We start from the raw sequence: 17,913 nt of genomic DNA on the forward strand, positions 1-17,913 counted from the left end.
CGCACATACGCTGCCCGGCGATGGTCACTCGAGTGATGCGGTCGCTCTCCGCAGTTCGTCGAGGGCTGCGAGGGTGTAGTGCGCGAGATCGTGCTCGGTCTCGCGGTCGCTGTCGGACCACTGGGAGTAGCCTCGCTTGAACGCGAGGACACCCAGTTCAGCTGCGAGATGGGCCGTCGGGTCGGGCACGCCGCGGGCGATCAGGGCCGTGGTCATGGCGACGGCGAGGCCGACGCTCTTGAGGGCGTCCCGCTCCCGGAGCTCGGCGCTGGCTGCGACGGCCGCCTTCATGCGGGGGCCGAGCTCGCGGTTCATCGGGCCCATCGCACTGGAGACGCGTTCAAGGCCGGCCGCGACCGCCTGGAGCGGGCTGGCGCCCACGGGAGCCTCGGCGATCCCCTCGGTCAGCAGCCGGCTCAGGGTCTCCTGTCCGGCCACCAGGATCTCGCGCTTGTCGGGGAAGTACCGGAAGAAGGTGCTCCTCGTGACCCCGGCGCGCTCGGCGATCTGCGCCACGGTCGTGGCGTCGTAGCCCTGCTCGGTGAACAGGTCCACGGCCGCCACGACGAGTCGTTCGCGCGCTCCCGGTTCCCACCTGGCCATGTGACCATTCTAGTGATGGGACATCCGTCCCATCACTCTGCTACGTTGATGAGACAAGGGTCCCATCAACGTCAGGAGGGTTTTGTGCACGTCTTCGTCACCGGCGGCACCGGCCGGATCGGCTCCGCCGTCGTCGCCGAGCTCCTCGGCAACGGTCACACCGTCCTCGCGCTTGCACGCTCCGACGCCTCCGCGGGGGCGCTCGACAAGGCCGGCGCCGTGCCCCTCCGGGGAGACCTCGCCGACCTGGACGCCCTCCGCGACGGCGCCGCCCAGGCCGACGGGGTGATCCACCTGGCGTTCGGCAACGACTTCAGGAGCCCCGACGCCATCGCCGGAGCGATCGCCGAGGAGAGCGCGGCCCTCGCGGTCCTCGGCGAGGAGCTCCTCGGCAGTGACCGCCCCCTCGTCATCGTCTCCGGCACCCCGCCGGTGCCGGGCCGTGCCTCCACCGAAACAGACCCCTTGCCGACCGACGGGCCCGTCGGTGGCCGCAGCCGCGCCGTCACGGCAGTCCTGGACCTGGCTTCTCGTGGCGTCCGCAGCAGCGCGGTACGCCTGCCGCGCACCGTCCACAACGAGGGCAACGGCGGCTTCGCCGGAATGCTGACCGAGATCGCACGCCGAACCGGCGTGTCCGGCTACCCCGGCGACGGCACCCAGCGCTGGCCCGCCGTGCACGCACAGGACGCCGCCGTCCTGTTCCGCTTGGCCCTGGAGCAGGCACCGGCAGGAACCTCGTGGCACGCCGTGGCCGACGAGGGCGACAAGGTTCGCGACATCGCCGCGGTCATCGGCAGACGACTGAGCCTGCCGGTCAAGCCGATGCCCCAGGAGACCTTCGGCCCCCTCGGCCCGATCTTCGCCACCGACCAGCCCTCCTCCAGCACCCACACCCGCCAAGCACTCGGCTGGGAGCCGACCCAGCCGAGCCTCCTGGAAGACCTCGAGAACATCCAGTCCTGACATGTCCGCCGGGAACTCACCGCTCGACCGCCGGTCGTCCTCTTGCATGGCTTCCCCAGGACGCGTCACGGGACCCCCGCGTCAAAGACACCGCCCATCAGACCGTCGGGACGACAGGATTTGAACCTGCGACTCCTTGCCCCCCAGGCTCGGCCCTGCCAGAGGTCACCGTCTAGGTAAGTCTCTGGCCTGGGACGGGTGACGTCTGTAGATCGGAGCGCGTCCATCAACTGCCGATAGCGTTGCTGTGACGCATCGCTGTCACGCTGCTCTGTCATCCCGCCCATCTACCGGCGGTTCTTGCGCATCCGTACGTCGTTGAGGGCACCAAACTTAGGGGAGAAACAGCTGTGCGACCTGGTTCTCGACGGCGGTGCCCTTGGCGGGGTCGGTGCTGAAGACCGAGGCGAGTATGCCGGTCGCACCGCTGAATCGTCCGGCTCCTTCGACCCTCCAGATCACCGCACCGCGCAGTAGTCCTTCGACCGGTGCCGGTTCCATGATCCCGGTGCCGATTGTGGACAGGCGCAGGGTTCCCCCGTCGAGGGTCATCGTGCCCTCCTCCAGCAACGCCGTGGCATCGAGCATCGTCACTCGGGTCACGTAGCTCGCCTCGGTGGGAAGCCCCGAGCCGTCGCCTTCGAGCAGGACCACCGTGCCGGGGCCGGATTTGACCTCGAACGTCGGTGGCTCCCCCGTTGGGGCTGTGGCCTGCGGTTCGAACCGGAGCTGCCATGTCTGCCGTCGCATCTGTTCTCCTCGTTGCACAGGTAGTGGCTGTGGGTCCCATCAGCCTCCGCATCGGCCCTTGACGTCGGGAGCGGATCACCACGTACGTAGCGGCGGCTGCGGTACGTAGACAGGAAGGCTCGCTGCCGTCATGAAGCACTCGACCTGGGCAACGCCGGCGCCGATACTTCGACGGTGCCCTTCCTGCGCTGCCCGGTCATCGTCGGCCGGGAGTCCGAGTGGGGTGATCTTCGTGCGGCCCTGGCCATGGCACGGTCCGGTCGCGGTTCGGCGATCGGGGTGTTCGGCCCGCCCGGGATCGGGAAGTCACGTCTGGTCGGCGATTTCACCGCGGCGGCCAGGGACGACGCCGTCGTGCTCGTCGGCCGGTGCGTCGAGGACGGATCGCCGCCGGCGTTGCGCCCACTCACCGAGGCCCTGCTGAGCGGTCTGCGCGTCATGGAGATTCCGACAGGACCCGACCTCGCTCCCTTCCTGCCTGCGTTGAGCTCGGTCGTGCCCTTGTGGCCTACCGTGGCGAGGCCCGTCGACAGGTCGCCGATCGTCGTCGCCGAGGGCGTCCTCCGGCTGGTGTCCTCGGTGGCCGGTCGCACTCCGGCGATTCTCGTGCTCGAGGACCTGCAGTGGGCAGACCCGGACACGCTCGCCGTCGTCGAGTACCTCGCCGACAACGTCGCCACGACGGGGCTCCTCGTCGTGATCACCGCCCGCGACGCGCCAGGAGCCGCTCACGCCCTGCGCCGACGGCTCACCGCACGTGGCGTCCTCCGCGATCTGGCACTGCCTGCGCTGAACGACGAGGACACGCAGCTCATGGCCGCCGGCTGCCTGGGGCACTCGCCGTCCCCTGAGCTGAACGATCTCGTGCGGAGCCGAGCCGAGGGTGTCCCGCTGCTCATCGAGGAGCTCGTCGCCACAGACCCGGCATCGCCACACGCGGATGTGGTGCCGTCGACGGTCGCGGAGGTCACGTCCGCGAAACTGTCCTCTCTGGACCCCTGTTCACAGGCCGTGATCGAGGCGGCAGCCGTGTTGGGTGCACGCTTCGGTTGGGACATGCTCACCGCCGTCGTCGATCACGACCCGACGGCGGTGATCAGCGCACTGCGTGAGGCAGTGGATGCTGGTCTGATCCATGAAGTGCCCGGCGGTGGCTTCGGGTTCCGCCACGCACTCACCCGCGATGCTGTCCTCGCTACCATGCTCCGGCCGCAGCGGGCAGCCGTCGCCCGCCGTGCATGGGAAGCCCTGAAACCCGGCGGTGGGGACCACGACGGCACATGGTGCGCATCGGCAGCCGAGTTCGCGGTCCTCGCCGGCAAGGACGAGGCTGCCGTCGCCCTGTTGCAGTCCGGCGCGCGCGTCGACCTCGATCGAGGCTCGCTGGCCACCGCCGAAGCGGCGCTGCGCCGCGCCGCTGCTCTCGAGACCACGACGTCGCAGATCATCGAGACCAACGAGCTGCTTGCCGAGGTGCTCGTCCGGGCAGGTCGCCCGGTCGAGGCCGCCGCCGTCACCACCACCCTGCTAGAACAGCACGGAGGCATCCAGCGGCGCAGTGCCAGGATGGCGCCGGTGCGACTCCGGCTGGCCAAGGCGTGGGCAGCTGCCGGACGATGGACCGACGCCGCCCGCGAATCGGCAGCCGCCCGGGCAGCGTCGACCGATCCCGCGGTCGATCGGGAGATCGACCTGATGGATGCGGTCGTCGCCTTCGGCCACGAGGAGTTCGAGCGGTCCGAGAGGCTGGCCCGGGCCGTGCACAGATCGACCGAACGGACCGGACCGCACGAGCTCGCCTGCGAGGCCCTCGAACTGCTGGGGCGGCTGGCACGACGACACGACCTGACCGCGGCCGCGGACATGTTCGGCCTCGCGCTCGACACGGCCGAACTGCACGACCTGCCGGTCTGGCGGCTGCGCGCGTTGCACGAACTCTCCACCATCGACCTGTTGTGGAGCCTCGACGTCGGCCGGGCAGAGAAGGCAGGTACCGAGGCCGAGCGCCGAGGCGCGGTCAGCCTCGTGGCCTTCTCCGACTTCCACCGCGCCGTCATGCACTGCTGGCGCGACGAGCACGACGCAGCATCAGCGCTGCTCACGAACTGCGAACGCCTCTGCCGATCACTGCACCTACCCCTCCTGCCGATGGTGCTCACCATGCAGGCGCTCGTCACAGCCACAACCGGACGCCGTCATGACTCGCTCTGCGAGGACGCACTCGCCGCAGCCGGCGACGATCCTCACGTCCACGCCGCCGTCGCCCACGTGCACGCCACCCGCCTCCTACTGGCTGAGAACCGACCCGGAGCCCTCGCCGCCCTCGATCCATGCATGGAGAGCTACCGGGACCGCCTGGAGACCACATCCGGTCCGCCCCTCGCTCTGTGGACGCTCCTGGCCACGATCGAACGCGGCGACGACCCGCTCCACCACGTCTCGACCCTGCCCGGGATACGGCTCGCCCGATGGACGAACGGCTACCTCGGATACGCCGAAGCCGTCTCCCTCGGCCGACAGCACCGCCCCGAAGCCGCCACCGCCGCGTTCACGGCCGCCGACCGCACGATGAACCACCCCGTGCCGATGCCCCACTTCCAGCACCTGGCCCGCCGCCACGTCGCGGAAGCCGCGATCCACGACGGCTGGGGCAGCCCACACCAATGGCTGCATGAGGACGAGGTCTACTTCCGGGACAAGGGACATCACCTCCTCGCAGCGGCATGCCGTGGGCTCCTCCGACGCACCGGCAAGCCCGTGCCGCGCCGAACCCCGGGACCTCCGATACCGGCAGGCCTCGTGGGCTCCAGCATCACCGGCCGCGAAATGGAGGTCCTCCAACTCGTCGCTCAGGGCCTGACCAACCGCGAGATCGCCCAACGGCTGACCCTGTCGACCCGCACGGTCGAGAAACACGTCGAACGACTTCTCGCCAAAACCGGCACACCGCAACGCGCACAACTTGTTGCCCGAGCTGCCCGCAATGAATGGTGAACGAAGAACGACCGACCACCCAGCAGGCCCGCTACCATCTTCGATGAAGAAGTCCAAGTACTCGAGGGTGCTTCCGAGCAGGGATGCGCTGGCGGCCCTCATGGCGGAAGCGTGCACGTGCCGAGCGCGGCTGGCCGTGGTGCGCATCCCGACCGTGCGGCCCCGGGAGGCCCCAGCAGTACCCCTCGAGTGGCCCCGGCCCCGCTGGCATCAGCGGACGTCACCGCATGCCGTGATCAGTCCCCGCAGCACCTCGACCGGCCGTCAAAGGCGCCGTCGCGCCGGCGTGCGGGCCAGCCGCACCGGCATCGACGCGAATAGCGTTGCTGTCAAAAGCCGCTCTCGCCGCTGTCAGAGCCCTTCAAGGGGTCGCCACCGACCGGGCAAGATCCCGATCCAGTAATCGTCTACAAGATCGGCATTACACGCATTCCCGCTGGTCACAAAGCGGAACGGGCGGCTCCCCCCGTCGAAGGGAACCGCCCGTTCCGGCCGTCGGGACGACAGGATTTGAACCTGCGACCCCTTGACCCCCAGTCAAGTGCGCTACCAAGCTGCGCCACGTCCCGGCCGCCCCCGAGGAGGCCCGATCAGCTTACCGCACCCCGATCGGACCCGATCGACCGGTCGTCGCTCCCCCCATTCACGCAGGTAGAGCACCCGCTGGGCGGTCTCCGGGACGTCTGGCCCCGGTGACCGTCAGGTTCAGTCTCGACGATCGAGCCACCGACCACCACCGCCCTCGGTCGCCCCATCAATGGCGACTTTGGTGGGTACCGGACAGTAACAACACACTCAGATGCGCGGCTTGGAGTCCAGCAGCTCCGCAACTGCGGCGTCGATGAAGGCTACGTCCACCGGATTGGCCCCGCCGCCGGCGAAGTGGCCCCACACCCCCGGAATGACCCGCAGCTCGACGTCGGCGTTGCGCATGTGCGAGACGGCCCATGCCTCGTCCTCCGGCGGGAAGTACAGGTCCTTCTCCGCCGGCATCACGATGGCCCGCGCCCGGATGGACGCCAACGCCTCCTCGGTCGAGGAGAACCCGGGCGTGGTGCCGACGTCGCCGTTCCACCACGTGTCGAGCATCGTCAGCAGGTTGTTCGGGTCGCGCCCGTCGAGGAAGAAGCCCTCCCAGAACCCGACGAGGAAGTCGCTGAGTGACGTGTAGCCCAGCTCCCGCCACACCTCGTCCCAGTAGAACGCCTGTGAGAACCCCCACCCGGCGTACACGCGGGAGGCCGCCCGCAGCCCGGCGACCGGCCACTCGTCCGGCGGGTACCAGCCCCCGCGGAACGCGGCGTCGGTCGTGATCGCGGCCCGGACGCCGTCCAGGAAGACCTTGTTGTGCGGCGCGGTCTTCGACGATCCGCAGAACGGCAGCATGCGCTGCACCATCTCCGGGTGGCTGACCGCCCACTGGTAGGTCTGGCCCGCGCCCATCGACCATCCGAGCACCAGCGCCAGCGTCTCGATGCCGAACACCTCGGTCACCAGCCGGTACTGGGACTCGACGTTGTCGCGCACCGTGATCCGCGGGAACCGGGCCCGGTCGAACGGCGGTGGGGTGTTCGACGGTGACGACGACAGCCCGTTGCCCAGCATGTTCGGCACGATGATGAACCAGCGCTCCGGGTCGAGCGCCATGCCCGATCCGATCAGCCACTCGTTGTCCCAGTGCCGCCCGGAGTACCAGGTCGGGTAGACGATCGCGTTGGACTTGTCGTCGTTCAGCGACCCGTAGGTCTGGTACGCCACCCTGGCCGGCCGCAGCGTTTCGCCGGATACGAGGGTGAAGTCGGGGATCTCGTGAACCTTGTACGGCGCGTCAGGACCGGTCATGGCGTCTCCTGGTTGGCTGGCCCCCCGGTTGATGGTCCTGCGCTGAACCGTCACGCCGCAAGCCCCTCATGACGAGACCGCGCAACTGCCCCGGTCCGCATGCACCGGGCCGGCCGCCGACGGTGTGATGTCGAAGTCGAAGATGGCCGTGGGCAGATACAGCGAGCAGCACGCGTTCGGGATGTCCACCACCCCGGAAACGCGGCCCTCGATCGGCGCCGCCCCGAGCAGCAGGTAGGCCTGCGCCCCGGAGTAGCCGAACTTCTTGAGGTACTCGATCGCGTTCAGGCACGCGTTGCGGTAGGCCACGGTGGCGTCGTTGTAGAGCTGGGTGTCGGTCTCGTGGTCGACGCCGATCCCGATGAACGTGAGGAACTCCGAGTACCGCGGCTCGACGTTGCCGGGCATCAGGATCGGGTTGGTCGTGACCCCGTACGTCTCCATGCCGCCCTTGATCAGGTCGACGTGGAAGTCGATGAAGCCGCCCATCTCGATCGCGCCGCAGAACGTGATCTCGCCGTCGCCCTGGCTGAAGTGCAGGTCGCCGCCGGAGAACAGCGCCCCGGGCACGTGCACGGGGTAGAACACCCGCGAGCCCCGGGTGAAGTTCTTGATGTCGTGGTTGCCGCCGTTCTCCCGCGCCGGGATCGTCCGCGCGCCGTCGCGGCCGATCGCGGCGAGCGCCTCCCCGGTCGCGGTGCCGCCGAGCACCTGGGCGTCCAGCGGGGGCAGTGCGAGCGGGGGCACCCGGTCCGGGTCGGTCGCGATCAGCGCCCGCTCCCGGGCATTCCAGCGCGCGAGCAGCTCCGGCGACGGCGCCGTGCCGAACAGACCCGGGTGGGTGATGCCGGTGAAGCCGACCCCGGGGATGTGCCGCGACGTCGCCTTCTGCCCGCTGAAGTCCCAGATCGCCTTGTACGCGTCCGGGTACTGGTCGGTGAGGAACCCGCCGCCGTTGTGCTTGGCGAAGATGCCGGTGTAGCCCCAGCCCTGGCCGGGCGCATCGCCCACCTGCTGCGGAACCGGACCCAGATCGAGGATGTCGACGACGAGCAGGTCACCGGGCTCGGCACCCTCGATCGCGATCGGCCCGGACAGCATGTGCGCGCCGTCGAGCTCGACATCGCGGACGTCGTTGGCCGAGTCGTTGTTGCCGATCTGCCCGTCGGTCCACTCCCGGCATTCGACGCGGATCGACGAGCCGGGCCGGACGGTGACGGCCGGCGGGATGTCGGGATGCCAGCGGTTGTGACCGGGCACCGCCTGGTCGCGCATCGACTTGGCCTGGTCGACGGTGAACACGACATCGGGCATGGGGAACCTCCGACGCTGAGAACGGACGAGACTAGGGCCGCGGCAGCCGGGCGTGCCGCGGGTCGGTCGTGTAGCGGGTCGCCCGGCCCCGTCGCCGGTCCGCCGCCCGCGACGGCACCGACGTCACCACCTCGGGGGCATCGGCACTGCGCTCCCCCGCGTCCAAGGCCCGGCGCAGCTTCGCCTCCATGGCGCGCAGCGCCGGTGCGCCGTACACGCGGCGGCCCTCGCTGCCGCAGTCCGGACACCTCGCCTGGGCATCCGCCTGAGCCATCGGGCGGACGAGATCGAAGCTGCCGCAGTTCGGGCAGCGGTAGGTGTAGGTGGGCACGGGCACCTCCCGGAAGGAACAGCCCTGCGTGATTACTATCACGCGAAACTATTCTGAGCGACAGGTTCGGTCAAGGAGGAGGTGGCCGCCGCGGGGTCCCGCGAGCCGGTCACGGCAGCGCCGACGCGCCGGTACGTTTCCGCACGACACTGTTTACGATGAGAGGGATCTCGTCACCCTCCGCTTCGGCTCTACCCGGGAGAGCACGTGTCGTCACCGACGCTGCCGGCCGCTTCGTCCGGCACCGCGCAGCCCGCGCTGGGCCGGTTGCTCGACCATGTCGAGCACCACGTCGCCCGCCGGACCGAAGCCGCGCTCGGGTCGGCGTCCGGGGGGCCGACGCTGGAGCAGTGGCGGGTGCTCGAGCTGCTCGCCGACGGCGCGGGCCACCCGATGACCGAGATCGCCGGATACGCGATGGTCCCGGCCCCGACCCTGACGAAGATCGTGGATCGGCTGGTGGACGCCGCGCTGGTCTACCGCCGGGTCGACGACGCCGACCGGCGCCGGGTGCTCGTGTTCCTCTCCGAGCACGGCCGCGACCTGCGGAGGCGACTGACCTCGGAGGTGGCCCAGGTCGAGCAGGAGATCGCCGCCGAGCTCGGCGCCGACGACGCCGCGCACCTGCTGGACCTGCTCAGCAGGCTGGCTCAGCGGCTGGGCTGAGCGCCGCAGACGACCATGTCACGCGCCGGCGGTCAGCGCGGGCGGCCGGCCGGCGCTGCCGACCCGTGCGGCGCCGGTGAGGGCTCCGCCACGCAGACGGGCGCGCGCCTCCCGGGCATGCCGCGCAGCGGGAACAGCGCCTGCACCACGAACCCGCCGTCCGGCCCGGGCCCGGTGGCCAGCTCGCCCCCCGCCGCGCGGACCCGCTCGGCCAGCCCGACCAACCCCGCCCCGCCGGTTCCGAACGCCTCCGTGGCGGGCCCCCGCCGACGACCGCCGGAAGCGGGGACCCGGCCGTTGTGCACCCGCACCCGCAGGGCGGTGTCGCGCCAATGCAGTTCCACCCGCACCGGCGCACCGGGCGCATGCCGCGCGGCGTTGGTGAGTGACTCCTGCACGACCCGGTAGACGGCCCGGTCGAGGGCCGCCGGCAGCTCGGCAGGGTCCCCGTCGTGCCCCAGGTCGGCCTGCATCCCCGCCGAACACGAGCGGGCCACCAGCCCGGGCAGCTCCGCCACCCCGGCCGGTTGATCGGGCCTGCCGCCCAGCAGCCCAAGGGCCGCGCGCATCTCGGCCAGCGCCTGCTTGGCCAGCAGGCGCAACCGCTCGGCGCCCGCCCGGGTCTGCTCCTCGCCGGTCGACGCGGCCAGCGCGGCGGCTCCGACCGCGATCAGGGTCGCATGGTGGCCTACCGCGTCGTGGATCTCGCGGCCGATCCGGGACCGCTCCTCGGCCCGGGCCGCGGCCTCCCGGGCCGCCACGGTCTGCTCACGGGCCTGCTCCAACTCGCGCAGGCTCGCGGTCAGCCGCTCCCGGGTGCTGATCAGCAGCCCCAGCGCCGCCGGCCCACCGACCGTGAGCACGGCGAACGCGACGGTGAGGATCGCATCCGGCAACGGCAGCCGCTGCAGGATCAGCACCGGCAACACCACGGCGAGTCCGGCCGGCACCAGCCACGGCACCGTGCGCGACAGCCGTTCGCCGCGCCGGCCAAGCGTGTACAGCGCGACGAGGCCCGCCGGCAGGCCCAGCCCCCCGGTCAGCCCCCACAGCACCCCGAGCACGCCGAGCGGCGCCCACAGGCGTCGCAACGGCAGCAGTGCGCAGGCCACCAGGCCGGCCGGCACCGAGTACCCGTACGGCGGGTGGCTGAGCAGCACCGCGGCCGCCGGCAGCAGCACCGCCAGCAGTTCCAGACCCACCCGGCGGATGCTCGGTGTGGCGATCATCCGGTCCCCCAGCCCTGTGCCAGCAGCGCGGCCTGGACCCGGTTCTGGGCCCCCAGCTTCACCAACAGGGCCGAGACGTACTTCTTCACCGTCGCCTCGGCCAGGCCCAGCCGGCACCCGATGGCGGCGTTCGACTCGCCGGCCGCGAGCAGTTCGAGCACCTGCCTCTCGCGCAGCGTGAGGTCCGGCGGGCGCGACGGCGCCGGCGGCGACGCCGCCAGCCGCGGCAGCAGCCGGGCGGTGATCCGCGGGTCCAGGACCGCACCACCCGCGGCGAGGTCGCGGACCGCCCGGACCAGCGCCTCGGGATCGGCGTCCTTGAGCAGGAACCCCTGCACACCGATGCGCAGCGCCTCCGCGACGTAGTCGTCGAGGTCGAACGTGGTCAGCACCGCCGTGGCGGGCGCGTCCGGCCGGGTGCACAGGATGCGCAGCGCGGTCAGCCCGTCGGTGCCGGGCATCTGCACGTCGGCGAGCACCACGTCGGGGCGGTGCCGGTCGGCGGCCGCGAGCAGCGCGTCGCCGTCGCCGGCCTCGCCGACGACGCGGATCGTCCCGCCGATCTCCAGCACCGTACGCAGTCCGGCCCGCAGCAGCGGCTCGTCGTCGGCCAGAACCACCCGCACCGGTGCAGGACCGTGCGCTCCCGCCTCCGGCCGCATGAGCGTGAGCCTACTGGCCGCGCGATGACTCGTCTGTTCGGATGCGGCCCGGATGCCGGATCCGGCCCCGGGTCAGCGCTTGCGGGGGCGCTTCTCCCGCACCCGCACCGAGAGCCGCACCGGCGAGCCGGTGAAGCCGAACTCCTCGCGCAGCCGCCGCTCCAGGAACCGGCGGTATCCGGCCTCCAGGAAACCGGTCGTGAACAGCACGAAGGTCGGCGGGCGGGTCTGCGCCTGGGTGGCGAAGAGAACCTTCGGCTGCTTGCCCCCGCGCACCGGCGGCGGGGTCGCCGCGATGACCTCGGACAACCAGCCGTTGAGCCGCCCCGTCGGGATCCGCTTGTCCCACGACTCCAGCGCGGTGCGCAGCGCGGGAGCGATCTTCTGCACGGACCGCCCGGTCAGCGCAGAGATGTTCACCCGCTCGGCCCAGCGCACGCGAACCAGGTCCCGCTCCAGCTCACGCTTCATGGCCAACCGGCGGTCCTCGTCGACGAGGTCCCACTTGTTGAACACCAGGACGAGGGCGCGGCCGGCCTCCTCGACCATGGTGATCACGCGCTGGTCCTGCTCGGCGATCGGCTCCGCGGCGTCGATCAGCACGACGACCACCTCGGCCGCCTCGATCGCGGCCTGGGTGCGCAGGCTGGCGTAGTACTCCATGCCGCTGGCCGTCTTCACCCGCTTGCGCAGGCCCGCGGTGTCGACGAAGCGCCACACCTCGCCGTCGAGCTCGACCAGCGAGTCGACCGGGTCGACCGTCGTACCGGCGACGTCGTGGACCACCGAGCGCAGCTCCCCGGAGACCCGGTTGAGCAGGCTCGACTTGCCGACGTTCGGCTTGCCGACCAGCGCGACCCGGCGCGGGCCGCCCGCGGCGACGCCGAAGGTCTCCCGCGGGGTCTCCGGCAACGCCTCGAGCACGGCGTCGAGCAGGTCACCCGAGCCGCGGCCGTGCAGCCCGCTCACCGGGTACGGCTGCCCCAGCCCGAGCCGCCACAGCGCGGCGGTGTCGGCGGTCAGCCGGTCGTCGTCGACCTTCGTCGCGGCCAGCAGCACCGGCCGGTCCGAGCGGCGCAGCACCCGGGCGACGGCCTCGTCGGTGGTGGTGGCGCCGACGCTGGCGTCGACGACCAGCAACACCGCGTCCGCGGTCTGCATCGCCATCTCGGCCTGCGCGGCCACGGCGGCCTGCAGCCCGGTCGCGTCCGGCTCCCAGCCCCCGGTGTCGACCAGGGTGAACTGGCGCCCGTTCCACAGCGCGTCGTAGGCCACCCGGTCCCGGGTCACCCCGGGAACGTCCTGTACGACGGCCTCGCGCCGGCCGATGAGCCGGTTGACCAGCGTCGACTTGCCCACGTTGGGTCGACCGACCACGGCCAGCACCGGGGCGGGCGGCCCGGCGGTCTCATCACCGCCCAGACCCGCCGTCCCGTCGGCGGAGGCACCGTCGACTCCGTCGTCCATGGCCACGAAGTCGGCGGGGTCGATCCCCAGCTCGGCCATCGCGGCGCGGTCGTCTGTACTCACGTCCTGCTCCGTACGTCATCAAGTTCCATGACCAGCCCGGCCAGCGCGGCCCGGATGGTCTCGGTGGCCGCGGCCAGCTCCGCCCGGCCCTTCCCGGCCGGGGGCGCCAGCGGCTCCCCGACCCACACGTCCACCTGCGGCCGGAAGCGGCGGCCTGCTCCGTCGGGGCGCCGGGTCCCCCGGCACACGATCGGCAGCACGGCCGCGCCGGACGCCCGGGCCAGCCATGCCGCCCCCTGCTGCGCCGCGGCCACGTCCCCGCTGCCCCGGGTGCCCTCGGGGAACACGCCGACGAGGCCGCCGCCGCGCAGCACCGCCAGCGCCGCGGTCAGCGGACGCCGGTCCGGCTCACCCCGGCGCACGGCCAGCTGCCCGATGCGGGGCAGCAGCCAGCCGAGCGGCCCGGTGAACATCTCCTGCTTGACCAGGAACACCGCGCGGCGCCCCAAAAGTCCGTAGAGCAGCGGCCCGTCGACGAGCGCGCTGTGATTCGCGACCAGCACAACCGGTCCGGTGGCCGGGATCCGCTCGCGATGGTGCACCCGGACCCGCAGCACCGGGCGGAAGCACCAGGTACCGATCCAGCGGGCGACGTCGTGCAGCCGGGGCGACGCTCCCGGCGGCAGGTCCGCGGGGATCGCCGTGCTCACCGGACCAGCCCCCGCTCGGTGACCAGCCGGATCAGCTCCTCCAGCACCCCGGGCACACTCAGATGGTCGGTGTCGATGACGACCGCGTCGGCCGCCGCGTGCAGCGGCGACACCGCACGCGTCGAGTCGAGCCGGTCGCGGCGGCGGACGTCGGCGAGCGTCGTGGCGTCGTCGGTGGCCCGGCCGGCCTTGCTGTCCTGCCGGTGCCGGCGCGCCGCCCGGACCTCGTCGGATGCGGTCAGGTACACCTTGAGCCCGGCGTCCGGGGCGACCACGGTGCCGATGTCGCGGCCCTCGACGACGATCCCGCCCGGGCCCTCGCGCAGCGCGTCGGCGATCAGCTCCTGCTGGCGCTCGACCAGCGCCGCGCGCACCGGCACGTATGCGGACACCGCGCTGACCAGCTTGGTCACCGGGCCGCCACGGATCTCCGATTCGACGTCCTCGCCGTCCAGCTCGATCGCCGGGGCCTGCGGGTCGGTACCCGAGCCGACCTTGGCGCCCACCGCGGCGGCGATCACCTCGTCGGCCGGGCTGTTCTCGTCGAGACCGGCGCGCAGCACGGCGAGCGTCGCCGCGCGGTACATCGCGCCGGTGTCGAGGTAGGCCGCACCGAATGTGGTCGCGAGCCGCCGGGAGACGGTGGACTTGCCCGTCCCGGACGGACCGTCCATCGCCACGATCCCGCGCAACGTTCCCGGCTCGGCCACCGACCCGACTCCTTCCCCGGGCCTCGCGGCCCATTGCGCCGCGTCACCGGCCGTGCTCCGCGGCAGTCGCGGTCCGCTTCCATTGTGCCGGGTGCGCGACGCCGCCCCGGCAGGGGCATGCGCGCGCGGTCGTGCGCGATCCGCGCTACTGCGGCACATCCGTCCGCAGCGCGGCCGCGCCGCGCAGGTACACGTGCCGGATCTGCGCCCGCGGCCGATCCGTCTCGACGTGCGCGAGCAGCCGCAGCGTGCGCGGCAGCGCACCCGGTACCGCGATCTCGGTCGCGCACAGCAGCGGCACGTCGGTCAACCCGAGCAGCCGCGCCGCGTACGCCGGGAACTCCGCGGTGACCAGCTCCGCCGACCGCTCCAGGATCTCCTGCCGGTCATCGGCGTCGACCTGGATCGCGCCCCGCACCGCACGCACCGCCATGAGGCGCAGCCCCGACGGCTCGAGCCCTAGAGCCCGACGGTGCGGTACAGCGCGCCGACCTCGGCCCGGTTCAGCGGCCGGATCCGCCCCGGCCGCTGGTCGCCGAGCCGGACCTCCCCGATCGCGGTGCGCACCAGGCGCTGCACCGGGTGCCCGACCTCGTCCATCAGCCGGCGCACGACGTGCTTGCGGCCCTCGTGCAGCACCAGCTCGACGATCGACCGGCCGGCGTGCGAGTCGACCATCCGGAACGAGTGCACGGTGACCGGACCGTCCTCGAGCTCGATCCCCGCGCGCAGCCGCCTGCCCAGGTCCCGCGGAAGCTGGCCGGCCACCTCGGCCAGGTAGGTCTTCTCCACCTCGAACGACGGGTGCATCAGGCGGTGTCCCAGCTCCCCGTCGTTGGTGAGCAGCAGCAGGCCCTCGGTGTCGGCGTCGAGCCTGCCGACGTGGAACAGCCGCTCGGTGCGGTTGGCCACCAGGTCGCCGACGCAGGGGCGGCCCCGGTCGTCGGACATCGTCGACAGCATGCCCTTCGGCTTGTTCAGTGCCAGGTGCACCAGGTCCTCGCGCAGCACGATGCGGGACCCGTCGACGTGCACGACCGCGGTCTCGGGGTCGACCCGGCGACCCATCTCACGGACGACCTTGCCGTCCACGCTCACTCGCCCGGCCGCGATCAGGTCCTCGGCGGCGCGGCGGGACGCCACCCCGGCCTGCGCCAGCACCTTCTGCAGCCGGACGCCGTCGTTGCGGGTTTCAGGATTGTTCACACTCATCACAGTTCGTCGATCGCATCCACGTCCGGGAGGAGCGGGGCCAGCGGTGGCAGCTCGTCCACCGACGCCAGGCCCAGCCGTTCCAGGAACAGCTCGGTGGTTCTGAACAGGGTCCCTTGGGTCGCGCCGTCCACCCCTGCCTCCTCGACCAGCCCGCGGGTCAGCAGAGTACGCAGGACCCCGTCGCAGTTCACCCCGCGCACCGCGGACACCCGCGCCCGCGTGACGGGCTGCCGGTAGGCGACGACGGCGAGGGTCTCCAGCGCTGCGCGGGTCAGCCGGGCGCGCTGGCCGTCGAGCAGCAGCCGCTCGACGTACGGGGCGTAGGTGTCGCGAGTGTAGAACCGCCAGCCCTCCCCGACCCGGCGCAGGTCGATCCCGCGCCCGGCAGCGGTGTAGCGCTCGGACAACCGGCGCAGGCCGGAGCGGACCCGGTCCACGGGCTGGTCCAGGGCACCGGCCAGGGCCTGCTCCTCGGTGGGCGCGTCCACCACTAGCAGCAGCGCCTCCAGCGCGGCGTCCAGTTCGCTGTCGGTGGCCAGCGCGGGCAGCACCGACGGGTCGTCGGTGATCTCGGCAGGCTCGGGCTCGGCGGGTGCGGGCGCAACGGCCGGGCCGGTCGTGCGGGGGGTGCTCACAGTGCTGGGGTCGCTCATTCGTCGTGATCGGGTTCGGCATCCGCCGGCGGGCTGTCGGCGAGGTTCTCGGCCCCGCCGGTCCAGCGTACTGTCAGCTCGCCGAACGGCTCCGGCTGCTCCAACCAGATGCTCTGCTCCCGGTAAAGCTCGAGGATGGCGAGGAACCGGGCGACGACCTCCAACGGCCCCACACAGTCGGCGGTCAGCTCCGCGAACGTCGCCTCCCCCAGCTCGGCGAGCCGCTCGCGCAGCAGCGCCGCGTGCTCGGCCACCGACACCTTGGGGCCGTGCAGGTGGTCGAGCCCGACGGTGGGCGGCGGCTTGGGCCGGAACACGGTCGCGGCCAACTGCGCGAAGCTGCCCGGGTCGACCCCGAGCAGCACCTCCGGCAGCAACGCGGCGAACCGGTCCTCCAGCGCGACCGAGCGCGGGAACCGCCGCAGTGCGGTCGCCTCCAGCTCCACGAACAGCGCCGCGACCTGCTTGTACGCGCGGTACTGCAGCAACCGGGCGAACAGCAGGTCCCGGGCCTCCAGCAGGGCGAGGTCCTCGGCATCCTCGACCTCCGCGTCGGGCAGCAGCCGGGCCGCCTTGAGGTCGAGCAGGGTCGCCGCGATGACGAGGAACTCGGTGGTCTCGTCCAGGTCTGCGTCGTCGCCGAGCGCGGTGAGGTGCGCGATGAAGTCGTCGGTGACGCGGTGCAGCGCGAGCTCGGTGACGTCGAGTTCGTGCTTGCCGATCAGCTGCAGCAGCAGGTCGAACGGTCCGGTGAAGTTGTCCAGCCGGACGGTGAACCGCGGCCGGGCGCCGTTCTCCCCGGAGGGGTTCTCCGCACCGGCCGGGACGAGGGGGTCGTTCTCGACCAGAGTCACCGGGCGAGGACCTCACGGGCCAGCAGCCGGTAGGACTCCGCACCGTTGGACGTCGGGGCCCAGGTGGTGATCGGTTCCCCGGCGACCGTGGTCTCGGGGAACCGGATGGTCCGGTTGATGACGGCGTCGAACACCAGATCGCCGAACGCCTCGACGACCCGCTGGTGGACCTCGCGGGTGTGCAGCGTGCGGGGGTCGAACATGGTGGCCAGGATCCCCAGGATCTCCAGGTCGGGGTTGAGCCGCTCGCGCACCTTGTCGATGGTGTCCATCAGCAGCGCGACGCCGCGCAGGCTGAAGAACTCGCAGGCCAGCGGGATGAGCACGGCGTCGGCGCAGGCCAGGGCGTTGATCGTGAGCAGCCCCAGCGAGGGCTGGCAGTCGACGAGGACCACGTCGTAGCGGTCGAGGACCCGCTTGAGGGCGCGGCCCAGCGCCTGCTCCCGGCCGACCTCGCTGACGAGCTGAACCTCGGCCGCGGACAGGTCGATGTTGCTGGGCAGCAGGTCCATGCCCTCGACGCTGGTCGGCCGGATCACCTCGTCGGTCTCGGCGCCCCGCTCCATGAGCAGGTTGTAGATCGTGGTCTCCAGATGGTGCGGCTGCACGCCGAGACCGACCGACAACGCGCCCTGCGGATCGAAGTCGACCAGCAGCACGCGGCGGCCGTACTCGGTGAGCGCGGCGCCGAGGTTGATCGTCGAGGTGGTCTTGCCGACGCCGCCCTTCTGGTTGGCCACGGCGATGACCCGGGCCGGACCGTGCGAGGTCGGCGGGGCCGGCTCCGGCACGCTGCGCCGACGCCGTCCCGCGATGTCGAGATGGCTGTACCGATCCGTCTCGTCGTCAGCCTCGTCGATGAGCGGCTCCGATCGGGGGTCGAAGGGCCGCGGCGTAGTCATGCGGGCTCCGGTCTCTCGTGGGCGGCCCCAGCCGGGGACGAT

General features: G+C 71.8%; 18 protein-coding genes and 1 tRNA gene. 3 read left to right on the forward strand and 16 right to left on the reverse strand.

From position 1 onward, the window contains the following. Positions 1-24: 24 nt before the first annotated feature. Positions 25-603: a TetR/AcrR family transcriptional regulator gene (locus HF526_RS22850; protein ID WP_169383607.1), complete on the reverse strand. Its 579-nt coding sequence runs from the start codon at positions 601-603 to the stop codon at positions 25-27. Between the two features lie 84 nt (positions 604-687). Between HF526_RS22850 and HF526_RS22855 the strand changes: the two genes are divergently transcribed. Continuing rightward, positions 688-1,569, forward strand: a complete 882-nt coding sequence (locus HF526_RS22855; protein WP_169383629.1) for an NAD-dependent epimerase/dehydratase family protein — start codon at positions 688-690, stop codon at positions 1,567-1,569. 333 nt (positions 1,570-1,902) lie between these two features. Here the strand turns inward: HF526_RS22855 and HF526_RS22860 are convergent, their stop codons facing one another. Beyond that, on the reverse strand, positions 1,903-2,319 hold the full coding sequence (locus tag HF526_RS22860; RefSeq protein ID WP_169383608.1) for a hypothetical protein: 417 nt from the start codon (positions 2,317-2,319) through the stop codon (positions 1,903-1,905). Positions 2,320-2,493: 174 nt separating this feature from the next. Between HF526_RS22860 and HF526_RS22865 the strand changes: the two genes are divergently transcribed. Continuing rightward, positions 2,494-5,313 carry an AAA family ATPase gene (locus HF526_RS22865; protein ID WP_169383609.1) on the forward strand — a complete coding sequence of 940 codons (2,820 nt, stop codon included), beginning with the start codon at positions 2,494-2,496 and terminating at the stop codon, positions 5,311-5,313. 495 nt (positions 5,314-5,808) lie between these two features. Here HF526_RS22865 and HF526_RS22870 read toward each other — a convergent pair. The 4 genes from HF526_RS22870 to HF526_RS22885 form a co-directional block, all read right to left on the reverse strand. Next, positions 5,809-5,882 (reverse strand) — tRNA-Pro (locus HF526_RS22870). Between the two features lie 226 nt (positions 5,883-6,108). Then, positions 6,109-7,155, reverse strand: coding sequence for an alpha/beta fold hydrolase (locus HF526_RS22875; RefSeq protein ID WP_169383610.1), 1,047 nt, complete (start codon positions 7,153-7,155; stop codon positions 6,109-6,111). 66 nt (positions 7,156-7,221) lie between these two features. Next, positions 7,222-8,469, reverse strand: coding sequence for a formamidase (gene fmdA / locus HF526_RS22880; RefSeq protein WP_169383611.1), 1,248 nt, complete (start codon positions 8,467-8,469; stop codon positions 7,222-7,224). A 31-nt stretch (positions 8,470-8,500) separates the two neighbouring features. After that, positions 8,501-8,842, reverse strand: coding sequence for an FmdB family zinc ribbon protein (locus HF526_RS22885; RefSeq protein ID WP_338051671.1), 342 nt, complete (start codon positions 8,840-8,842; stop codon positions 8,501-8,503). Positions 8,843-9,007: 165 nt separating this feature from the next. Here HF526_RS22885 and HF526_RS35625 point away from each other — a divergent pair, with 165 nt between their 5' ends. Continuing rightward, positions 9,008-9,466 (forward strand): MarR family winged helix-turn-helix transcriptional regulator, encoded by a 459-nt coding sequence (locus HF526_RS35625; RefSeq protein ID WP_211177663.1) that lies wholly within the window; start codon positions 9,008-9,010, stop codon positions 9,464-9,466. Between the two features lie 32 nt (positions 9,467-9,498). On the opposite strand, the gene HF526_RS22895 is transcribed toward HF526_RS35625, so the two are convergent. The 10 genes from HF526_RS22895 to HF526_RS22940 all read right to left on the reverse strand — a co-directional run bounded on the left by HF526_RS22895 (position 9,499) and on the right by HF526_RS22940 (position 17,871). Continuing rightward, the gene (locus HF526_RS22895; protein ID WP_169383612.1) at positions 9,499-10,695 is read right to left on the reverse strand and encodes a sensor histidine kinase; all 1,197 of its coding nucleotides are present in this window, start codon (positions 10,693-10,695) and stop codon (positions 9,499-9,501) included. After that, complete coding sequence (locus HF526_RS22900; protein WP_169383613.1) at positions 10,692-11,357, reverse strand: response regulator; 666 nt, start codon at positions 11,355-11,357, stop codon at positions 10,692-10,694. The genes HF526_RS22895 and HF526_RS22900 overlap by 4 nt, the downstream gene beginning before the upstream one ends. A gap of 72 nt (positions 11,358-11,429) precedes the next feature. Continuing rightward, entirely contained in the window at positions 11,430-12,824 is a 1,395-nt protein-coding gene (gene der, locus HF526_RS22905) for a ribosome biogenesis GTPase Der (protein ID WP_476705401.1), read from the reverse strand. A gap of 59 nt (positions 12,825-12,883) precedes the next feature. Beyond that, a complete protein-coding gene (locus HF526_RS22910; RefSeq protein ID WP_338051672.1) occupies positions 12,884-13,537 on the reverse strand; it encodes a lysophospholipid acyltransferase family protein in 654 nt (217 codons plus the stop codon). After that, positions 13,534-14,211, reverse strand: coding sequence for a (d)CMP kinase (gene cmk, locus HF526_RS22915; protein ID WP_169383634.1), 678 nt, complete (start codon positions 14,209-14,211; stop codon positions 13,534-13,536). Before cmk ends, HF526_RS22910 begins: the two co-directional genes overlap by 4 nt. A gap of 181 nt (positions 14,212-14,392) precedes the next feature. Then, entirely contained in the window at positions 14,393-14,680 is a 288-nt protein-coding gene (locus tag HF526_RS22920; RefSeq protein ID WP_169383614.1) for a chorismate mutase, read from the reverse strand. A 26-nt stretch (positions 14,681-14,706) separates the two neighbouring features. Beyond that, positions 14,707-15,459 (reverse strand): pseudouridine synthase, encoded by a 753-nt coding sequence (locus HF526_RS22925; protein ID WP_169383615.1) that lies wholly within the window; start codon positions 15,457-15,459, stop codon positions 14,707-14,709. Then, positions 15,459-16,097 carry an SMC-Scp complex subunit ScpB gene (scpB, locus tag HF526_RS22930; RefSeq protein WP_338051674.1) on the reverse strand — a complete coding sequence of 213 codons (639 nt, stop codon included), beginning with the start codon at positions 16,095-16,097 and terminating at the stop codon, positions 15,459-15,461. Before scpB ends, HF526_RS22925 begins: the two co-directional genes overlap by 1 nt. A gap of 14 nt (positions 16,098-16,111) precedes the next feature. Next, positions 16,112-16,963: a segregation and condensation protein A gene (locus tag HF526_RS22935; RefSeq protein ID WP_211177665.1), complete on the reverse strand. Its 852-nt coding sequence runs from the start codon at positions 16,961-16,963 to the stop codon at positions 16,112-16,114. A 2-nt stretch (positions 16,964-16,965) separates the two neighbouring features. Next, a complete protein-coding gene (locus HF526_RS22940; RefSeq protein ID WP_169383618.1) occupies positions 16,966-17,871 on the reverse strand; it encodes a ParA family protein in 906 nt (301 codons plus the stop codon). Positions 17,872-17,913: the final 42 nt, after the last annotated feature.

Origin of the sequence: Pseudonocardia acidicola, from assembly GCF_012911935.1 — a bacterium.
GTDB lineage: Bacteria > Actinomycetota > Actinomycetes > Mycobacteriales > Pseudonocardiaceae > Pseudonocardia > Pseudonocardia acidicola.

Bases quoted from the DNA above. Each gene is read 5' to 3' on its own strand.
- HF526_RS22850 (WP_169383607.1), bottom strand. From the start codon at position 603: ATGGCCAGGTGGGAACCGGGAGCGCGCGAACGACTCGTCGTGGCGGCC.
- HF526_RS22860 (WP_169383608.1), bottom strand. From the start codon at position 2,319: ATGCGACGGCAGACATGGCAGCTCCGGTTCGAACCGCAGGCCACAGCC.
- HF526_RS22875 (WP_169383610.1), bottom strand. From the start codon at position 7,155: ATGACCGGTCCTGACGCGCCGTACAAGGTTCACGAGATCCCCGACTTC.
- fmdA (WP_169383611.1), bottom strand. From the start codon at position 8,469: ATGCCCGATGTCGTGTTCACCGTCGACCAGGCCAAGTCGATGCGCGAC.
- HF526_RS22895 (WP_169383612.1), bottom strand. From the start codon at position 10,695: ATGATCGCCACACCGAGCATCCGCCGGGTGGGTCTGGAACTGCTGGCG.
- HF526_RS22900 (WP_169383613.1), bottom strand. From the start codon at position 11,357: ATGCGGCCGGAGGCGGGAGCGCACGGTCCTGCACCGGTGCGGGTGGTT.
- der (WP_476705401.1), bottom strand. From the start codon at position 12,824: ATGGACGACGGAGTCGACGGTGCCTCCGCCGACGGGACGGCGGGTCTG.
- cmk (WP_169383634.1), bottom strand. From the start codon at position 14,211: ATGGACGGTCCGTCCGGGACGGGCAAGTCCACCGTCTCCCGGCGGCTC.
- HF526_RS22920 (WP_169383614.1), bottom strand. From the start codon at position 14,680: ATGGCGGTGCGTGCGGTGCGGGGCGCGATCCAGGTCGACGCCGATGAC.
- HF526_RS22925 (WP_169383615.1), bottom strand. From the start codon at position 15,459: ATGAGTGTGAACAATCCTGAAACCCGCAACGACGGCGTCCGGCTGCAG.
- HF526_RS22940 (WP_169383618.1), bottom strand. From the start codon at position 17,871: ATGACTACGCCGCGGCCCTTCGACCCCCGATCGGAGCCGCTCATCGAC.